Source organism: Niameybacter massiliensis (genome assembly GCF_001282685.1).
GTDB lineage: Bacteria > Bacillota > Clostridia > Lachnospirales > Cellulosilyticaceae > Holtiella > Holtiella tumoricola.
In genome coordinates, this window is the sequence record NZ_LN875035.1 from 224,062 (window position 1) to 245,296 (window position 21,235).

The 21,235-nt window shown below is 33.1% G+C and carries 18 protein-coding genes; 1 reads left to right on the forward strand and 17 read right to left on the reverse strand.

Annotated features, from left to right (window positions below; all coding sequences use genetic code 11):
* The first annotated feature begins 53 nt into the window (after nucleotides 1–53).
* Nucleotides 54–2,423 carry a beta-mannosidase gene (locus BN2390_RS06645; RefSeq protein ID WP_053983575.1) on the forward strand — a complete coding sequence of 790 codons (2,370 nt, stop codon included), beginning with the start codon at nucleotides 54–56 and terminating at the stop codon, nucleotides 2,421–2,423.
* 89 nt (nucleotides 2,424–2,512) lie between these two features.
* On the opposite strand, the gene bsh is transcribed toward BN2390_RS06645, so the two are convergent.
* From bsh to BN2390_RS06725, 17 genes are all read right to left on the reverse strand, one after another.
* Nucleotides 2,513–3,502 (reverse strand): choloylglycine hydrolase, encoded by a 990-nt coding sequence (gene bsh / locus BN2390_RS06650; RefSeq protein ID WP_053983576.1) that lies wholly within the window; start codon nucleotides 3,500–3,502, stop codon nucleotides 2,513–2,515.
* Between the two features lie 96 nt (nucleotides 3,503–3,598).
* Nucleotides 3,599–4,249 carry a helix-turn-helix transcriptional regulator gene (locus BN2390_RS06655; RefSeq protein WP_053983577.1) on the reverse strand — a complete coding sequence of 217 codons (651 nt, stop codon included), beginning with the start codon at nucleotides 4,247–4,249 and terminating at the stop codon, nucleotides 3,599–3,601.
* 170 nt (nucleotides 4,250–4,419) lie between these two features.
* The gene (locus tag BN2390_RS06660) at nucleotides 4,420–4,734 is read right to left on the reverse strand and encodes a hypothetical protein (protein ID WP_053983578.1); all 315 of its coding nucleotides are present in this window, start codon (nucleotides 4,732–4,734) and stop codon (nucleotides 4,420–4,422) included.
* 196 nt (nucleotides 4,735–4,930) lie between these two features.
* A complete protein-coding gene (locus BN2390_RS22050; RefSeq protein WP_242847651.1) occupies nucleotides 4,931–5,128 on the reverse strand; it encodes a dihydrofolate reductase family protein in 198 nt (65 codons plus the stop codon).
* A gap of 250 nt (nucleotides 5,129–5,378) precedes the next feature.
* Entirely contained in the window at nucleotides 5,379–5,504 is a 126-nt protein-coding gene (locus BN2390_RS22230) for a hypothetical protein (protein WP_278308258.1), read from the reverse strand.
* A gap of 428 nt (nucleotides 5,505–5,932) precedes the next feature.
* The gene (locus tag BN2390_RS06670) at nucleotides 5,933–7,345 is read right to left on the reverse strand and encodes a glycosyltransferase family 2 protein (RefSeq protein WP_053983579.1); all 1,413 of its coding nucleotides are present in this window, start codon (nucleotides 7,343–7,345) and stop codon (nucleotides 5,933–5,935) included.
* The gene (locus tag BN2390_RS06675; protein ID WP_053983580.1) at nucleotides 7,342–8,466 is read right to left on the reverse strand and encodes a HEAT repeat domain-containing protein; all 1,125 of its coding nucleotides are present in this window, start codon (nucleotides 8,464–8,466) and stop codon (nucleotides 7,342–7,344) included. The genes BN2390_RS06670 and BN2390_RS06675 overlap by 4 nt, the downstream gene beginning before the upstream one ends.
* Before the next feature lie 2 nt (nucleotides 8,467–8,468).
* Entirely contained in the window at nucleotides 8,469–10,613 is a 2,145-nt protein-coding gene (locus tag BN2390_RS06680; protein WP_053983581.1) for a hypothetical protein, read from the reverse strand.
* Nucleotides 10,614–10,641: 28 nt separating this feature from the next.
* A complete protein-coding gene (locus BN2390_RS06685; RefSeq protein WP_082238905.1) occupies nucleotides 10,642–12,027 on the reverse strand; it encodes a CotH kinase family protein in 1,386 nt (461 codons plus the stop codon).
* A gap of 92 nt (nucleotides 12,028–12,119) precedes the next feature.
* A complete protein-coding gene (locus BN2390_RS06690) occupies nucleotides 12,120–12,797 on the reverse strand; it encodes a DUF4956 domain-containing protein (protein ID WP_053983583.1) in 678 nt (225 codons plus the stop codon).
* Nucleotides 12,798–12,847: 50 nt separating this feature from the next.
* Nucleotides 12,848–13,543, reverse strand: coding sequence for a polyphosphate polymerase domain-containing protein (locus BN2390_RS06695; RefSeq protein WP_053983584.1), 696 nt, complete (start codon nucleotides 13,541–13,543; stop codon nucleotides 12,848–12,850).
* A complete protein-coding gene (locus BN2390_RS06700; protein ID WP_053983585.1) occupies nucleotides 13,536–14,399 on the reverse strand; it encodes a hypothetical protein in 864 nt (287 codons plus the stop codon). Before BN2390_RS06700 ends, BN2390_RS06695 begins: the two co-directional genes overlap by 8 nt.
* A gap of 256 nt (nucleotides 14,400–14,655) precedes the next feature.
* Nucleotides 14,656–15,393: a response regulator transcription factor gene (locus BN2390_RS06705; protein ID WP_053983586.1), complete on the reverse strand. Its 738-nt coding sequence runs from the start codon at nucleotides 15,391–15,393 to the stop codon at nucleotides 14,656–14,658.
* 11 nt (nucleotides 15,394–15,404) lie between these two features.
* The gene (locus BN2390_RS06710; RefSeq protein WP_053983587.1) at nucleotides 15,405–17,111 is read right to left on the reverse strand and encodes a cache domain-containing sensor histidine kinase; all 1,707 of its coding nucleotides are present in this window, start codon (nucleotides 17,109–17,111) and stop codon (nucleotides 15,405–15,407) included.
* Nucleotides 17,112–17,328: 217 nt separating this feature from the next.
* Nucleotides 17,329–19,440 (reverse strand): glycoside hydrolase family 3 C-terminal domain-containing protein, encoded by a 2,112-nt coding sequence (locus BN2390_RS06715; protein WP_053983588.1) that lies wholly within the window; start codon nucleotides 19,438–19,440, stop codon nucleotides 17,329–17,331.
* An 11-nt stretch (nucleotides 19,441–19,451) separates the two neighbouring features.
* Nucleotides 19,452–20,279, reverse strand: a complete 828-nt coding sequence (locus BN2390_RS06720; RefSeq protein WP_053983589.1) for a carbohydrate ABC transporter permease — start codon at nucleotides 20,277–20,279, stop codon at nucleotides 19,452–19,454.
* The gene (locus BN2390_RS06725; RefSeq protein ID WP_053983590.1) at nucleotides 20,280–21,161 is read right to left on the reverse strand and encodes a carbohydrate ABC transporter permease; all 882 of its coding nucleotides are present in this window, start codon (nucleotides 21,159–21,161) and stop codon (nucleotides 20,280–20,282) included.
* Nucleotides 21,162–21,235 lie beyond the last annotated feature (74 nt).

The following is a 21,235-nucleotide window of genomic DNA, read 5'->3' on the forward strand; positions in this document are numbered from 1 at the left end:
TATTTGTCTATAATTCTATAATAAGCTTTAATACATAAGGAGGATTATTATCAATGGAAATAAACTTATCTGGATCTTGGAAGTTTAGACGTACTTCAGATTCAGCCTATCATACAGGTACTGTTCCTGGAAGTGTCTATTTAGATCTATTAAATACGGGTTTTATGCCTGATCCCTTTTTCCGAGATCATGAAGAAATCGTCTTAAACCTTGCTGACTATGATTATGAGTATATTAAAACCTTTACAGTCGTTGACTTAGATTATCAAGAGCTTTCACTTCTATGCGAAGGTATTGATACTTTGAGTGAAATCTTTATAAATGGGCATGAAGTAGGAAAAACACAAAACATGCATAGAACTTATATCTTTGATGTGAAACCCTTTCTCATCAAAGGAGAAAATGAAATTAAAGTTGTTTTAAAATCACCTACTCGATATATTCAGCAATGCCATGAGCAAGAGCCTATTTTTCATCATCCAGGTGTAGTAGATGGCTATACTCATTTAAGAAAAGCTCACTATATGTTTGGATGGGATTGGGGACCGCAGCTACCTGATTTAGGTATTTGGAAACCACTTAAAATCATAGGACGCAATGCACATATCCTAGACTACACTATTAGGCAACATCATACGGCTACAAAGGTATCTTTAGAAATAGATGTAAAAGCAACTCATGATTTACCTATCCAAATTGAAGTCATCTCCCCAAGTGGAGAAAAATATTATAGCGATGGCACTAAAAGTACACTAGACATTCATAATCCTCAAATTTGGTGGCACAATGGTTATGGTGCTCAACCTTTATATGATGTCAAAATAACTTTAGGAAAAGAAGATTGTAAAAACTTTAAAATAGGTCTACGTGAACTAGGTATTAAAAAGGAAAAAGATGAATGGGGTGAAAAATTCTGTTTCATTATTAATGGCAAAGAGATCTTTGCCATGGGAAGTAACTACATTCCAGAAGATAGCTTATTATCTCGCATGACAGAAGAACGTACTCGTAAGCTACTAACAGATTGCGCTTTAGCTAATCACAACTGTATTCGCGTATGGGGTGGTGGCATTTATCCGCCCGATTACTTCTATGAAATTTGTGATGAATTGGGGCTTATTGTATGGCAAGACTTTATGTATGCTTGTAGCCTTTATAACTTTGATAACCTTCAAGAAGAAGTTATTGAAGAATCTATTGAACAAATCAAACGTCTACGCCATCATAGTTGTATAGCCCTTTGGTGTGGTAATAATGAACAAGAAGAAGCTTGGTTTTATTGGGGGTGGAATGAAGAAATTGCACCTAAATATAAAAAACATTACCAGAGACAATTTGAAGAAGTCCTGCCTGAGCTTGTTCATCGGTATGATCCAGAGAGATTCTATTGGCCTTCATCACCTTCATCGGGTATAGACTGTGATGACCCACGAGATGAACACCATGGAGATATGCACTACTGGACAGTCTGGCATGGACTTAAACCTTTTGAAGCCTATAAGGAGCATTACTTCAGATTTGTTAGCGAATATGGTTTTCAATCCTTCCCTACTATGAAGACTATTGAATCCTTTACCCTTGAATCTGATCGTAATATTTTCTCTTATGTGATGGAGAAGCACCAAAAAAATAAACAAGCTAATAAAATTATCTTGCACTATCTAGCAGACAACTACCGCTACCCTTATAGCCTAGAACACACAGTCTATCTTTCACAACTTTTACAGGCTGAAGCAATGCGCTATGGTGCTGAGCATTGGCGTAGAAATAGAGGTAGATGTATGGGTGCACTCTATTGGCAAACTAATGACTGTTGGCCTGTAGCTTCTTGGTCCGGCATTGATTACTATGGCAGATGGAAAGCGCTACATTATAAAAGCAAGCATTTCTTTGCGCCTATCCTCTTATCCGCTGATCTAGAAGATAACAAAGTCCATCTCTTAGTAATTAACGACAGCGCCAAAGCTTTCACAGGTCAAATTCAATGGCAAATCACAAACGCTAAGGGGGAGTGTCTACAATTAGGACATTCATCTGTTTCTGCTCCATCTTTAGGAAGAAGTGAAGGTATAACTTTAGATTTTAGTGAACTTCTTTTGGATTATAATAGTAAAAGGGATAAAGTCTTTCAGTATACACTGATTCATGACAAAACTATTTTAAGCAGTGCTTGTCAATTATTTATAAAACCTAAGCACTTTAATTATGAGAATCCTCATATTAGTTTTAAGCAAATTAATGCACATGAAATAGAAGTCACCTCTACTGCCTTTGCACATGATATTATGCTAGACCTTGGTTCAAAAGATGGCATATTTAGTGACAACTACTTCTCTCTACTTCCTGGTGAAGTGAAAAAAATCCATTGCACTGCAACTATAGACTTATCAGATTTAAAAGTAATCAGTGTGTACGACGTCTAACTATTTATAGGAAACTAAAAGAGCTACTTAAATGTCTATAAGACACATAAGTAGCTCTTTCTTTAATAAACTCTATTTAATCTATTTTATTAGTTTTGATAATTAATATCTTGTGTAGATACGTATGGGAATAGTTTGAGTTCTTTGCCCTCTAGTTGTTCTTTATGCATATCTATAGCATTGATTCGACTATTATCATGTGTTTTATAGTAGTAAATACCTTTTTCTAGATCCATACAAGAAGAATATAAAGTTGAATCTTCTAGTCCCTCTTCTGTAATAACACCACCTTTTACCATCTTTACATAGTCAAGCATATGGAAAAATTGAGTTAGTGCTTGCATATCATTCTCTATTGTTGGCATTTGAGATCTAATATAAGCAATTCTTACAAATCTTGAAACAGAAGCAAAGTCTCCTGGTATACCTAATGTACCTGCTCCAATACCTAAAGGTCTTAGTTCTTGGTTACTCCACATTGTTGCCTTAGGTTGATTTGGAGTAAGATGCATATATTCATTGAGGTTAGTTAAATGCCAGTCAAATGTTGGGTTATTGGTCATAACACCAACAGGATTATCATGAACTGTAATTTTTTCTTTAGTTTTTTCAACTACTATAGACTTACCAGTTTTATCCGCAATCATCCAATGTAGCATCGCAACAGGTGTTTTATCATTAATCGGTACATTTACAAATTCTATATTTTTAATTGCTTCTTTTACTTCATCCACTGTTTCATAGTTAGATAATACCCATTGGATAAAGTCATAAGGTGCAAGATTTATTTTATCTGGCACTCGCTTTTCTTCAAAATAAGCATACCCTGCAAAATTTAAGCCTGCACAAGCTAATCCCGCTTCATTCATCGCATCCGCTATTGCAGGATGATTATCGATAACGGTTCCCATACCAATAATAGCACGTTTATTGATAACCATATTACCCGTTACCTTATCTTGATATTGATAATTTCTTGGAATAATAATTCCTGATTGATTAAAAGTATAGGCTAAATCCATATTTCTTCCAAAAAAACATTTGTTTTCATTTGATTTTATACTTAATGCTGTACACATATTCTACCTCACTTTATATTTTATTTATTAAACTATTCCTTAATAAGTCTCTCCTAAAAATTTTCTCTCATTCTACTTATAAAACTTTAAGAACAACTACAATAATTTTAAATTATCTTTATTTTCCTTATACTGAATAAACACTCCATCATAGCAATGAGAACTTTTTGAAGCTTGATATATATGATCTATTGAAATCAATTTATACGTTTTCGCATAACAATAGAGATAGATTCCCTCCTTTTTTAAAACATAGCTAATAGGAACCACTTCTATACTCATTTCTTTAAGTTCTAACTTCACAAATATCTTATCTTCTAAACATGAATTAATTATCTTACATACTTCTTTTTCACTAATCGCTTGTTGCTCATCTAGATCAATTATAAATCTTTGTTCTAAGTTACTTAATATCTGATCACATCGATTATGATTAACAAGTTTAAATTTCTCAATAAGATCTGATTTTTTTAAATGGCTTGCTATATTTTCAGATATATATAAGGATAATATTAAATCTTCATAATCATTTTCAGTTAATACATATTTAGCAATAATATAATTTCTGTCTAATTCTATTCCTCCACTTATCCCTCTATAAGAAATAATGGGAATTCCAAGAACTGATAATTTATCTAAATCTCTTTGTATTGTTTTTGGAGAAACATTAAATCGCTCTGCTAGTTGTTTAATTGTAGTCTTAGAATTACATTTTAATAAGTAAAAGAGTATTTCTATCAATCTCATTGTTCTCTATCCTTTTCCACTTACATTAATCTCATATTTTGTTTTTTCTTATAAAGCATAGTATATACAGGATTTTTTATGAATCAACCTTCTTTAAAAGGTTTCTTATCTATCATAAAACTAAAATAGGACATATATAGTCCTATTTTACACATTTTATATTTATTTAATTATACCGTTGCAAAAGGTCTAATGAATATACTTCCAATATAGCTTATGGGTGTAGTTAAAGAAGTAGCCATTTTTAGCTGCACACGGCTATCTGTTGTTGCAATAACATAAAAACATGATGAAACTGAACAAATAGAATTATTAGAAGTCTCATAACTTGCTGCTGACGTAGGAAACATAATTTGAAGTACACCATCAATATAAGGTGTTATCTGAAAATGATTACTTTGATTAGATGTACTTCCTTGAAGTGTATAGCATACCTCATAAACATAACCTGCTTTAACTGTTATAGTTGATCGATCGGCAGACAATGCTGTCAACCCTCCTACATCATATATCAAGTTTTTTTACTACTAAGATCTTCATTCTCTTAAATAAAATAATTCTAAACTTTTATTTAATTACTTTTTCGTAATTTATAACGTAGCCATACACTTCCATCCTACATTGCTCGTGTATTCTCAAGTTCAAAACTTATAGGTACACTATTACTTAATCCTTCTCTTTCTAAGAACAAGAACCATCTGCTGTTGCTGATATTACTATACTTACTTCGTCGCATAGCCCAATCTGTAAAAAGAACCAATTCAGCACGCCCCCACCACCCAACATAAGTGTTTCAATCCCAAATAGATTATTAAGTTTCTCAAGTACCATTTCAAAATCCAACGTTTCTTCGCCTGCAATAATATAAGAAATGTCCAATCTACGTAAAATGCCTTATAGGCATTACTTGCTTTTTCCGTAAGTACTTCAATAATATCTACTGTCGTATTGATATAAGTAAGTTTATTGCTTTCCCATCCAAGCTTGCCTGATGGATCAATAGAAATATAGTACATAGACGAAGTTGATCTAATAATATAATTTTCACTTAGAACACTAGGAGCCTGTTCATCTAAATCAGGCTCACGTAAAATGTAAAATTATCATCGGTTGTAATATGTCCTGATAGCTATCTTAGATGCTGATAATAGGGGGCTTTACCAAAAGCTATTTCATAAAATGCATCACCTGCACTCTTACCTTCTGGCGTATTCATATAATACCCCAGAATTTTTCCATCTAGAGAGGTCATCATGTGACAACGATATAAGATCTATTCATTTTGTCTCATTTCACTTATACATTTTTATCCTACCATCAAACTATACAACTTAGAGTTAACTAAAAGTGCTTTATAAGCTACACATAGAATCTATGAATTCAGAGCAAATGGAATAAGTAACGTGTACTTAGTATCACAACTATGATTGCTAACAGTAACTACCTTTGTATTTTTATAATAAAAATTCTAAGTACCACTATTGTGATTTAATAAGCCTCTGGTATATATGTATTGTTTAAAAGGATTCCTTTAATTCAGTACAATCTCCTTATGCACATTAAAGGAAAAAAGGTAGGATTTTATTCCTACCTTTCTACATTCATTATAAAATATGTTTGTATTATTTTTATGTTAAATCTTTTGCACAATATTACCTATTATGCGTGATACATTCCTATTTTCTATGATCTCTCAACTACTTTATTTTGGGCAGTTCTTTGAATCGTTCCCCATGTCTTTTTACTTTTCTTATAACCAATGAAAGCCATAACTCGAGTAAAAGATATAAGATATCGGAAAAATACATTTTCTAAGACACACATAATAAGTGCTTTAAACATATCACCCCAAGTAAGTTTCAAGCTTTGTACATAGGCGCATTGAGAAAAAGCCGTAAGTGTTAGGAGTATATTATAAAGAGTATAAAGAATAAAAAATTGTACCATAGCCTTCATATTTAATAAACCAATAGAACATCCTAATACTATAATCAGTATCCCTGCTACCTCTATAATAGGTGATAATAGTTCATAAAATAAATAATACATATATGAAATAGCACTTATCATCCCATATCTAGAATTTGCAAATACTTGACGATATTTGATCATACACTGGAGTAATCCTAGATGCCATCTGCGTCTTTGTGTGATTAAATCTCGCAACCTTGTTGGGGCTTGACTCCAACAAACTGCATTCGGCTCATATTTTATAGTATAAGGGATATTATTGTTTCTACAAAATGAATGTAATTTTACAACAATCTCCATATCTTCACCTAGAGTATCTGTTGCATATCCTCCTACGGCAATAACTATATCTTTTTTAAAAAGGCCAAATGAACCGGAAATAATAAGATTACCATTAAAGTGATCTAATAAAATCCGAGACGCAAAAAAGGAACGCATATATTCCATTACTTGAACACCAATAATAGGCCTCCATGATAAGTGGTCTTTTGTCACTTCCCCCCTTACTATTTGTACACATTGGGCAATTCGCACTAATCCTCCTACGGCTACAATTTTATCATTTTCCAATAAGGGTTTCACAATATTTTCTAGAGAATCTTTTTGCAGCATAGAGTCTGCATCCATACATAAAAAATAGGGACTTTCTGCTGCATTAATGCCCATGTTTAAAGCATCACCTTTACCACCATTTTTCTTTTTAATTAGGGTAAGCTTAACTTTTCCTTTCTTAAATTCATAAATAGCTTCGTGAGTTTGACAAGGTATTTTTTTTCGAATAGGCCTATTCACCTCTTCCATTCGAAAATGATCTATCAATACTTGAGCTGTACCATCTTTTGAACCATCATCAATTACTATAATTTCATATAATTGATAATCCAAATGCATCAATGATAGCACTGTATCAACAATAGTGACTTCTTCGTTATAAGCTGGAATTAAAATCGAAACTGGAAAATAAAATTTATGCCTAAGTTCATTTTGAACCTTCTTCATTCGATTGCGTTGATAAAGGCGATAGCCTCCACTTATTACACCAATCCATAAAAAAGTGGCATAAAAAATAAGATATATAATATAAAATATAGAAACATAATCAAAAAACTTCTCTATTCCTATCATGACACTTGCCTTATCCTCTCTCTATCATTCAAAGCCATTGTTCTAAGCATATAACTTAGCATTTCACTTGCATAATGATCAGCACCCTTTAGAATTTCATCAATTTCTTCACCAGTGATGCCTAAATGAATTAGCGCTATGGCTGCATTATGCCTTATGTACCAATCACTATGATGTAATGCCTTCTTAAGTACTTTCATGGTAGTGGCTCCCGGATAATTTTCTAATGCCGAAGTAGCCACAATACCTAATATTACATTTCTCTCATCACTTTCTTCTATATACTGACACAATTGCTTACCAGCAGGTTCATAATAATGCTTTTTGTAGTAACGTATAAGTGCTAGCCGAATCTCTATTTGTACATTTGAATCATTCATCATCTCCCAAAAAAGTTCTGTAAAGTCTTCATCACACTTGGTGATAAATTGAATAATTGCAATAACCATCTCATCATCCCATTCCTTACAAGACTTCCATAATACTTGTGCAAGAAATTTCTGATTACCTGAAAAGGTTATAAGTCCATCTGCTAAAAGTTTAGAATGATGAAAATAGTGATGATCATTCAAAATCCTTAAAGCATTTTCTACTGCCTGTATATTACCTATACGATACAATGCTTGCAATACATTTTCTCTACAATAAACTGTTGTCTCAATTAGATAAGAAACTAAAATATCCATCATTCTATGATGTTCTTTCATATGACATGGCCAAAAGAGAGAAATCACATAAGCTAGATATGCTTTTTCCATATCCTCTTTTTTACTATATTCCATCCCTAAAAATACAAAAATCGAAGTTATTTCTATAATGTAGTCATCTAATATATCTATCTGTTCGTCTTGCTGTTTTTGAAGTGCATGCTGAAAAGCTATAAGATGATTCAAATGAATAAGCTTCTTACATAGAAATTTTTTATGTTTTTCTGAACATTTATTTCCTTTTGCTAATCCTCTACATTGCTCCTTGATTGCTTCTTCCCAAAAGATTGTTCTCTTACTGGTTAATTGATTTACTTTCCTTTCTTGTACCTTATAAAATATACTATATGCTACTAGTGTTAAACAAATGGTTCCATATATATATACGAGGACTTCAATACCTATACTCATCATTATTACTTACTCCCTCCCCATGCTTGTTGCACAATATAGTAGGATTGCTTTAATCGCTCATGATATGCTACATCTTGTCCCCATCCTTTGAGTGATAAGGCTTCCATAGGAATAGGCTCATGCTTATTTCTATTAGCTTTTGCAATACCTATATATAGTTCATCAATTGATGTATGCTCTACACCATAGTTACGATAATAATCTGCATGAATTTGCATATGTGAAGGGTCAGAAAAGTTTAAAAGTTGCCAGGGAATACGTATTTCAATTAAATCCTCTCCATAATAAAAGTCTGCTAAGGAATTAAATGTCTCACTCTCTGGATTTCCATTACCATAATGAAGCTTACCTGTTTCCAATACGTCAGTTAAACGCTTAGATTGTATCTCCTTAATTGTTTCATCTAGTCCTATTAAATCTTTGTCATTACTCATCATGTGAATGGGTACAAATAATGGTGTAGATGCTTCTGGTACTTCTACATAAGCATCTACTCCTGTTGTTTCGATTGAATAATTTGCGCGTATAGATTCGTATCGTTTTTGAACTAATACTTGACTATTATCTGGTCCATCTAGTACAAGAAGAAAATCTGCATTTTTTTCAAATTGTAAAAGATATTGCTCACAATCTGAACTACCTGTTTGCTTTGTAGTATCGATAGGAATATAAAGGGGTTGTTTACTATTAACTTGCTCTCCCTGTATTAAAAGATAGATCCCACGTTCATCATATTTTGCAGATAGTTGCATTCCGTCATGCTCTATAATTACATCTTCTTCTGTCCACTCTGAGTTCTTACCATCAATATAGCATATTGATTGAATTTCGCCTGGATCAAAACTTAATAGACCATTACCTTGGTTATAAGATTGTATATCATTCCAATAATGTCTATTATTTAGTGTTACAGCATATGATGTATTCCAGGTTGATTGCCCCCATATATCTTGCCAAGCAGATATTACAACGCCGGCTGATCCTGCTTTTATAAAGTCTTCATACCCCTTTACTAGGGCTTTACCTTGTTCAAACTCCGATAATGGACCACTTTTTACAGCACCTCTAGATGAAGAAAATCCATATCCCACTATAACAGGTATTGTATGATATGCATTAAGTAATCTAACATATCCATCATAAGTCTCCCCTTGTAGCTCCTCTACCTGTTGAGTATCTAATAATCTTTCTTTTTGTTCTTCTGAAAAATAGTCATAAAAATTTTCACAAAAATCATATACACGATAAGAAGCAAAATAGCCAGACTTAAATGCCTTTTTCACTTTAAGGTTTTCTGCATCTAGCTGAGTATGTTTACCAAGCTGTTTTGCATAATGTTTATCATACTCAAATGGATCTATCACTGGGCTATTCATAAAAGATATGAGACGTTGTACATGATACTTTTCACTTTCATAATCTATCATTTGATCCATGATTTTAGCAAGCATTGCTTCAAATGCTGTTGCATCACTTGTTGTTTGTATGTATTCACCATCATATATTGCGTCATACCCATTATGATTTGTATAAGCCACTGTATCTGCATTCCAATCTGTTGCCAAAATATATCCAAGTACCCATTCTGATACATCTTTGTTGTAATGACCAGTTCCTATTCCTTTATTAATTAGAATTTTTTTCTTTCCATGAATAACATCTACCGCTCCCATTCCTGCCTCTTTTAAAGCTTGGTAAAAGCCTTCACTATATGCATCTTCTTTATTGTTATTGGCATAATCTGTAATAGAAATTCCTTGTAATACATATAAAGGTGACTCATTTTGAGTATTATAGTTATAAAGTGCATGATAAAAATTCTCATCCATAATATTGGGAATACTAATCGTATTTGCACCCATTTCTTGTATCCATCTAAACCATCTTAAATAAGTTGTTTCATTTATTGCATAATCTGTAATATAGTGACCTGGAATACTGTTTGTAAGCTCAACCCCTTTAATAGTTAATGCTTCATAATTACCTTCTTGATTCTGGTATTCAATCATTTGCCCATTAGTACGTACCTGAATAGTTAAAGGCTTATCCTCTCCCCCCTTCATGTATATACCTTTATAATAGATACCATAATCTAGCCCTAAAATAATACTTAGAATTACAAAAACGCTAATAAAAAACTTTTTCATAATAACCTCCTTCCATCATCTCATCCTATTATTGATTATAAAAATGAGAATTCTTTGATGGATGAGCATATTGATATAAGGTATCTATATGTTCATCTAGCCAACGACCTCTCTGGATAATATAGTCTTTTAACTGTTCAACCGCCTCTTCGTAGCTGGGATAATTCCTTTCTATCGGTGAAAGGAAGTTAAGTCCATCGGCGTTATCTAAATCAAAAACATATCCCCATACCTGATAATTACGCTCTATGGCATCATCTAAATAAGCAATTGTTTCATCAATATAGTTTAATAAATAGGTTTCACTTAGCACACCCTGACGTAGCCTATGATACTCATCAATTATCTTATCCACAAAGACCTGATCCTTAATTAACATAGAAAACCAAGGAGCATTTAACATAGTAAATCCTGCTTCATCCCAAGTATAATCAATATAATTATCACAGGCGTTATTAAAGTCCCATACACAGGGTTTAAGCTTTCCTCTTATATCTTTGTAATAGAAAGTTGAAAATCGCCCAGCATCTACATTTCCAAAAAATTCATTAATAATGAAGTATTGCGCAAAAGCTCTGACATCAATATATTCAGAATAATTATAGTCACTTTCATATAAATCATAAGAATAAATCACTTTTTCTATTTTACTTATATCTTTCTCTATATACGCCATACGTCCGGGTGTAATTAGTTTTTTTCCAGGATAGCGTACATCTAGTCCCGATACATCTGACTTAAAAGTATATGTAGTTAAATTATTAAGCTCATGATCACCTTTTCCTGCACGATCCCAACGTACAATATAGCTTGTCCTATCTCTATTTTTCTCTGGTTTACTAATATTAATTCGAGCTGTTGATCGGCTCACACTTTCTATAATTAAGTAAAGACCTTGATATTCACCATCTAAAAAGAGCTCACAAAATCTAACATTAGGTGCATACTCCATAATTTCACCTGCAATATTAAGACACATATAATTTCTAATTAGTGTACGGTCTAAAAAGGGACCATTAAGAACCCATTCATCATCTTTAGGTAAACCTGCTAATTCTTGTGGGTTTTCATTTCCATTTTCATCAATAAAATGCATCATCATCGGTTTTTTATCAAAAAATCTTGAAGAATTTCCTCTATATCTAATATTTGCTTTTGTTACAACTTGTCTTATATCATCTAAACTGTTTTGTCCATCTTGACTATCTATTAGTGAAAAGTCTACTATTACTTCTTCCTCTCCTTGAGGTCCTGTTTGAAATCCAGTAATCTCTTCCTCATGAAAAATAGGAGAGCCTGGTATTAACTGACCCTTTGTATTAATTTCTACAATCGGTAGATGTGTTGTAAACAATCCCTCATTCTCTTGTGCCTTGGATAGTGGAGATACTCTATGTTGATGTACTCTACTCATGCCAGATTCAAAATCGAGAAATTGCAACCCAATACTCAAGATAAGTATAAAACATAACACTCCTATATAAATGATTTTATTTTTCAATTGAATCACCCACTAATTTCATCACTTTGGGTTACAATATTTACATACTCGATATCCCCTAAACCATATAATTTTTCTGCAATACTTGTTTCTTGTTGATAAGATAAATGATATACTTTTTTAGACATTTCAAATATGAGTTCGATATGAGATGGTGTAGTATTTTTTACTCTTTGTACAGCCTTACCTTTAAAATAACTAAAAATAATTGATTCAATCTCTCTTTCCTTTATAAATGAACCACGCACTATGAGTAAAATACGATTTTCATTTCTTACACGTCCTAAGCAAAGAAGTACTACAAAAGTTACAGCTGTACCTATTCCTGCTACTACAAAATCACCTACTCCACAACAAATCCCTACAGTAATTGCCCAAAATATATAAGTTGTATCTCTAGAATCTTTAATAGCTGTACGAAAACGTACAATAGATAGAGCTCCAACCATTCCTAAAGATAGAGCCACATTATTCCCAATAACAGTCATTACTGTTGCTGTTAATATTGTTAGTGTTACAAGTGAGACATTAAACTTTTGACTATATGTAGTACCTGAATGGGTATACCAATATGATATATAAATTGCACTACTTATAAGTGCTGCCGCTACAATATACATTATAATTTCTTCTAAGCCCAGCGTTCCGCTTTGTTCCAATACATTTTGTAAATATTCTTTCATAACTTCTCCTTTTTGGGTATGATCACCATATTATGTTCTATCGCATCTCTTTAAAATAAATAGTGCTTGCTCACTGAGCGTCCTAAGCAGTATTTACTGACTGAAATCTCACTTGCATTACATTCTTGTAAAATATCCTTCAAATAGCTTAAAAGGAAACCATTATACTTTACTTCTAGAACAACCAAATCACTATTAAAAATAGTATTTTGAAGTAGGTCTTTAGAAAAAATATCATAATAACTTTCAGTGCCTCTAATTTGATAGTCAAATGTAATACGAATATTATTTTCCTTAGCTATATATGCCTTGCGCTTATACTCTACTACCGCTTTCGGGCTATAACATAATGCATTTAATAAATAATAACATTCTGCTGCAAAAGGTTCACTGTATTTTAAAAGAACACTATAATCTTTTTGTACCAGTTTTTGTGCATCTTCTTTGGGCATCTTCAAAGAGCGTTTTTTCTGCATGCTTCCTTGCTTTTGCTTCATCTCTAATACAGCAAAAGAACTTTCAGCTCCATAATTTCTAAGTCTAATCTTTCGTCTAATCTCTACGCCTTCTTCTTTCTCCGTAAAATCTTTGTCATCTAATGTATCAAAATATAAGGAACGTATTGTATAGCCTTCACCCTTATTGTGTATGTCTTGTTGTATAATCTGATCGAAATAATGAGTATACTGATAGAATTGAGCTAACGAAATTAAAAATTTCTTTTCTTGCCTTAATACCTCATTCAATATTTACAACCTCCTTTAGTGCCTCATAGTCATGTAATGCAAAACTAAATAATTTATAATTAAAAAAGCCCTTCAAGCTCTCCCAACTCTTTAGGATAGGCTGTAACCCTTCGTGGTAGTAAGTACTCTTTTCTGTCAAACCGTGTGTTCCCGGAGCTTTTAATTCATAGATTTGGATAATCTTCTTACTATATTGATGTGCCAACTCCATTTCTTTTACAATATGCTCTTGTTCTTTTTCCTTATAGTAGTTCATGACAGCTATTGTATCACATCCATTTTGCACCAATGTTTCAAGCTGCTTCTCATAACCTAGACTATCGTAAAAATAAGGAATACAGATAAGCCCCTCTAAATGATTTTCTGTTATTATTTTGTAGGCCTTTTCCATTATCTTTACATACTGATTCATAACACCTTCTTGATCCTTATCCCATTCATCTGTTAGATAAGGCTCTACATCTAAAATAATACCTTTAAACCCTATTCTTTCTGGAAAACTTTCATTAAGAGTTATAATATGCTCAATATATGTCATCATCTTTCCACTAGATTTTTCAATCCCCCATTCAGGTGCACCTGCTAGATAATAAACATTAATCTTATACATATTAGCTAATTTTAAAAAATCTACTATAACTTCTTGAGGTGTATCTTCTGGAAATTCTTGATATAAAGAATGCACTCCCATTTCTTTCATCATTTCAAACAATTTTTCTTTTTCTTCAAAAGCTCTTGAAAAGGACCATGAGAATAGTCCTATTTCTTCCTTCTTCATCGCACATCCTATCTGGGTTAAGACTAATGCCATTATCATAATACGTAAAATTATTGACTTTCTACACTTTCTTATCATCCTCTCCTCCTTTCTTATTTCTACATTTTTTGTATATTTAGACACTGCATCTTTAACAATTTTATTATATATAACTTTCATATTTAAGTAAATATTTCATCAATACAACAACAAATTACATAAAATACCAAGATAATGCAACTTATTGGGATATCTCACTTTTAGTATGATATAATATATATTTTTATTTAATACTTTTTACTAATAAATCCCCTAAAGAATAATGTTTCTTTAGGGGATTTATAGTCGTTTATGCTTATTCTTTCATATATAACGAATAGGCCTTACCTGTATACTTTTTAAAACACTTCCCAAAATAGTTAGAATCAGGTATACCTACTTCTTTTGCTGCGCAATACATCATTACTTCACGCCTGGCTAATTGCTTAGCCTTCTCCATTCTACATTCCGTTAAGAAATCAATAAAACTATCGCCAACTTCTGCTTTAAATATTCTACTTAAATAGCTTGGATTAAATCCAAAATGCATGGCAGTTGAGGTTAGATTCAAATCTGGATCCATATAATGTGCTAATATGTATTGTTTGATTTGATGAATGACTTCATGGCCTATACATTCATCTTTTACGTCTTCGTCCATCATTTTTTCTTCAACCTCATGATCTAGTTCACTCTTGATTTTCTCTAATACGGTTTGTATATCCGTTTGGGCAACGGGTTTTAGAAGATAGTCCTTAACACCAATTCGAATACACTCTCTTGCATATTCAAATTCATCAAAGGCTGTTAATATAATAATCTTTAGCTTGGGATAACGTTCAATTGCTAACTTCGCAAATTCAATGCCATTCATAAAAGGCATTCTAATATCTACAAAAACAATATGAGGTTTTAGATCATCAATAATATTAATAGCCTCTACACCACTTGCTGCTTCTCCTACCACCTCAACATCTAAGTTCGTCCAGCTAATTTTAATTTTGAGTAAGTTTCTAATGGATGTTTCATCATCTATAATCATGATTTTATACATGAACCTTCCCCCTAGATAACTGGTATGATAATTTCTATTTCTGTAAAAACACCTACTTGACTTCTAACCTTAAAGACATCTTCTTTACTGTAATAATAACGAATTCTTTCAATAGTACCTTTGAGACCAAAGCTTTTATGCTCTTTAGAATTCATAATGGTATGTAGCTGCTCCACATCTATGCCTATTCCACTATCATAAACTTTGATATGAATCTGACCTTCTAACTTCTCAACTGTAATTTTAATAAGTCCTTTCTCCCCTTTAGGTCTTAATCCATGATACAGACTATTTTCCACCAAGGGCTGTAGAATTAACTTAGGTATTTTAAAGTCTAATAGATCGTCTTGAATATTATATTCATCTTCAAAAACCTCTTCATAACGTAACTTTTGAAGACTTAAGTAGTCTTTAATAATTTCAATTTCACCTTTAATCGTTATTTCTCTACTTCCTTTGCTTAAAAACTTTCTATAAAAACTTCCTAATGTTTCTAAAGCCTGATAAACATGGATTGCATCATTTTCAAGTGCGAGATAAGCAATGGTATCTAACGTATTGTATAGAAAATGAGGTTTAATTTGTTCTTGCAATACTTCTAGTTCTGCTTTTTGGATAAACTTCTCTTTGTTAATAAGTTGAGTGATCAAGTCATTCATTTCCTTAATCATTCCATTATAGCTTTCTTTTAAATCCCCTATTTCATCATTTGCAACTGACAAAGATACTTTTTGAACCTTTCCTTGTTTAAAGCTTTTCATCGTTGCAACCAATTTTTCTATAGGATTGGTAATAAATATAGATATAAAAACACCTATCATACTCATTGCTATTAACGTAAGTATTAAAATACTCCCAATAATCCAACCTGCTTCTTTAGAAATCATCTTACTAATTCCTATCTTTTCAACTGCAATAAGTGTAATAGGCATATTCTCTATTGGGTATAACCCTGTAACACTTTCATTTACTATAAATCCTTCTTTGTATTGAACATAGTGCTTCTGCTCTAGTGCTAAATCTCCAATTTGTTCTATACTTAAGTTGCCACAAAAAAGCTTATTACCATAAGCATAGCCAAAGCTTTTATTCCCGCCTATCATATCTTTATATGTACTTGTAAAAATGCTTTTAGACACATTAATAATGAGCATCCCTTTAGGTTGTTGTGTTTCAATATCATTCATTAAACGAATAAAGGAAATTACCTGCTCTTTTCCACTAAATGCCCCATCTCCGTCTAGGCGTATTCTATAACCACCTGCAGCTTGAACAATTTCATCATACCATTGGTGTTCTTGTATTCTTGCCGAATCTAACTTAACCGTATTACGACTTACGTTAATATAGCCCCCTTCTTTATTAAAGACATAAATAGAATTAATATGGTTAAAAGTATTCATTAAATCAAACAAAGCGCTTTTAGCTTCTTGTGCATGACGCACGCCTTCTTTATAGCCATTATCTAAGTATTTATTAATGATACTATCTGTAAGAATTAACTTGCTGACATTATTAATCGTCACAAATTCTGTCTCCAGATTATTCCCAACAGCAGTTATGGTATTCAAATTATTTTCGAAGGCATATTGTACCATATTGCGTTTTAAAACGAAGGCATAGGCAATAAAAAATATAATCATATAACTCATAATAATAAAAAGAAATAAGTACTTGATTTTTTGCTTAAGTTTTAAGTCTAAAAAGCGTTTGAACAACCTTTTGCCTCCTTTTATGGCCCTTACCCTTTATGATTGCATCATAAGTATATTTTAACATAATTTAACTTTAAATTTTATATTTTTTATAATATTTATACATATATATTCTATACAAATGTATCAATATCTCTAATAACCCATTCCATTTCATCAATTAAGCTTATAAAAAGAGGCTAGGAAAATGTTCTATCCATTTTATCTAGCCTCTTAGGGTTTATTTAAATATTACATTTACTTGTACGGGTTTCATCTTTGTAAGTTCTTCACTTCTAGTATCCGGTTGACTTGTTCCAACAAAAAGGCTAAAAGTAGATGAATCATAGCGTCTTTCACCTTTTGCATCAACTATTGTAAAAGCATTCCATGGAATGGTTAACTTTACTTCTTCCTTTGCTTTTCCTTTAAGCGCTACACGTTTAAATGCACATAGGCTTGTATTAAGCACAGCATATTGAGAGGTCTCATTTTTTACATAGACTTGTAAAACCTCTTCTGTATCATATAAGCTATCATTAAAAAGTTTAACGAGAAGTTCTACATCGTGTCCAACCTCTAATGGACTCATAATTTGGGCCTCTTCACAGAACACTTTACCATAGGATAGGCCATAGCCAAATGGATATAAAGGTTGGTCTTTCATATAACGATAAGTTCTACCTTCCATAGCATAGTCTGTAAATGCAGGAAGCTGGTCGGATGATTGATAAAATGTAACAGGAAGTTTACCTGATGGAGAAGTTTTGCCAAACAAAATATCTGCAACAGCTTTACCACCTCTTGCACCTGGATACCACACCTGCAAAATGCCCTTGCAATGGGCCTCGGCATAGCTTAAGTTCATTGCACTTCCTGTCATCATACATAAAATCACAGGTTTGCCTATTGCAACAACTCTTTCAAGAAGCTTCTTTTGAACTTGTGGAAGTTCTAAATCCTTTTTATCGCCTGAACCCACTTCATTACCTTGGTCAAACTCCTCACCCTCCAGTGTCTCATCTAATCCAAGACATAAAATGACTACATCACTATGCTCTGCCACACTTAATGCTTCACAGATTCTGTCATATTCCATGGCTAAACCTTCTGTTTGCCTTTTTATGAGCTCACAACCTTTGGCAAATAAAACTCGTACTTCATCACCTACTTCATCTTGAATCCCCTCTAATAGGGTAATATATCTAGAGGACGTGCCGTAGTAATTCCCTTTTAACGCTAGACGACTATTGGCATTAGGTCCTATTACACCAATGGTTTTAAGCTGCTTTTTATTAAGGGGAAGGATGTTCTCATTCTTAAGAAGTACCACACTTTTTCTAGCAGCTTCTACTGCTAGATCAATATGTTCTTGGCATTCTACCTTGTCAAATGAAATCGTATCATATTCACAGTCTTCAAATAAACCCAGCTTAAATCGTGTTGTAAAAAGTCTCTCAGCTGCTTTTGTAATCTGTTCTTCTGGAATAAGCCCATTTTGATTTGCCATCATCACGTGCAAATAAGTATTCCCGCAATTTAGATCACAGCCAGCATCCATTGCTAAAGCTGCCGATTCTTCTGGTGTAGATGTGACATGATGGTGCATATGGAAATCTTTTATGGCCCAGCAATCTGATACAAAATGCCCATTAAACTGCCACTGCTCCCTTAAAATATCTTGAATGAGGAAATAACTCCCACAGCAAGGTTCTCCATTGGTTCTATTATAAGCACCCATGACACTTTCTACTTGCCCTTCCTTGACACAAGCTTCAAATGCTGGCAAATAGGTTTCCCATAAATCTTTTGGACTTACCTGTGCATCAAACTCATGTCTTAAATCCTCTGGACCACTATGAACAGCAAAATGTTTTGCACAAGCTGCCACTTTCATATGCTCTCCATGACCTTGAAGCCCTTTAATAAAAGCTACCCCTAGCCGACTTGTAAGGTATGGATCTTCTCCATAGGTTTCATGGCCCCGCCCCCATCTTGGATCTCTAAAAATATTAATATTAGGTGACCAAAAAGTCAGCCCCTTATAAATATCACGATCACCATGACGTGCACTTTCGTTATATTTTGCCCGTCCCTCTTCGGCAATAGCACTTGCTACTTGCTCTAAAAATTGTTCATCAAACATTGCTGCAAGCCCTATGGCTTGTGGAAAGCTCGTTGCTGTTCCTGCTCTAGCTACTCCATGTAATGCTTCATTCCACCAGTTATAAGCTGGTATATTAAGCCTTGGTATTGCTGGAGCATTATACGTAAGCTGGCTTGCCTTTTCTTCTAAAGTCATTTGTGAAACTAACTGAACCGCCTTTTCCTTGCATACTACATCATTAAACATATGTAATCCCCCTATCCTTTGACTGCGCCTACAAGTAAGCTTTCTTGAATTTTTTTATTCATAAAACAATAAACAATTAATGTTGGGAAAGTTGCAATGACAAGTGCTGCACCTATTGGCCCCCAATCTGTTGTATAGGCACCACATAAGGTCTGTATCCCAACTGACAATGTTCTATATTTAGAACTACTAATAAAAATAACAGCAAACATAAGCTCGTTCCAAGCTTGCAAGAAAACAAAAATACCAATAGTTGAAAGTGCTGGCTTCATAAGTGGTAAAATAATTCTAAAAAAGATACCATATACACTACATCCATCTATACAAGCTGATTCTTCTAACTCTCTGGGAATGCTCTGCATAAAACTTCCACTAATCAAGATTGCCATAGACAAAGCAAACGCGGAATACGGCAAAATCAATGCTTGATAAGAATCTAGCATTTTCAAATTACGTAAAATAATAAATACAGGAAGTATGGCCGCATGGATAGAAACAGTAAGTCCTAACATAAAAATGATGTTCATTACTTTTTGGCCTCTCCAAATCATTCTTGTTAATGCATAAGTTGCCATTAAGGCTAACATTGTTGTAAGTAAAATAGTTCCACCTGTTACAATCACACTATTAAAAAAATAACGTCCCATGTTACCTGTTGTTAATGCTTCGCTATAGTTAGACCAAAGCCAGTTTCTAGGTAATCCTATTATATTTTGCCCAAAGATTTCTGAGTTATCTTTTAGTGAGAAAGTAAACATCCAGTAGAGAGGAAAAAGTTGAATCGCAGCCCATATTATAAGAATAACAAAAACTATTTTTTTTCCTAGACTTGACTTCATTTATTCCACCTCCACCTTAAACATTTTCTTTATCAAAATAGAAAAGAAGAAACATAAGAAGATAATACAAATAGCAATGGCGCTCCCTACCCCATAACGATTACGACCAAAGATCATAGATACCATCAAGGTACTTGGTACCTCGCTGGCATGGGCTGGACCTCCATTGGTTAGAACATAAATTAAATCAAAAGCCTTTAATGAACCTGTTACCGCAAAGATAACGCACACTTGGATGATTGGCTTAATAAGTGGAATAATAATATATTTACATGTTTGCCAGTAAGATGCACCATCTATAACAGCTGCTTCTCTTACATCATTTGAAATAGACTTAATACCAGCATAGAGTAAAAGCATGTGATATCCTACGTATTGCCACAATATTGGTACAAAAACAGCCAGTAATGCTGTCTTTGGATCGCCTAACCATACACGCGTCAGGTGGTTTAATCCTAAGGCATTTAACCCACTATTAATAATGCCGTAGTCAGGGTTATAAATTTTTGCCCACAACTGTCCAATAACAACTGTTGAAATTAATACAGGAATGAAGAAAACCGTTACAAAAAACCTTTCTCCTTTAATCCCTCTTGCAAGTGCAAGGGCTAAAAACAATGAAATAGGTAACTGAATAAAAACAGATAACACTGCCAAAATACATACATTTGAAAGGGCTTTAGGAAAGGCAATAGACTTGCTTGTAAAAAGGGTTATATAGTTTTCTAAGCCTAAAAAAGTTCCTGTTGTAATACCATCCCATTTTAATAAACTATAGTATGCTGACATAAAAATAGGAATAATAATAATCATAAAAAAAAGTATTGCTGCTGGTGCTATGAATATAAAAATGGCTAACTTATTACGCATCACTTTATCCATGTACGACTTCCCCCTTTAGCTAAAATGGCTATCTCCATACTTCTCTATAGATAAAAAGGTACTTCTATATGGCT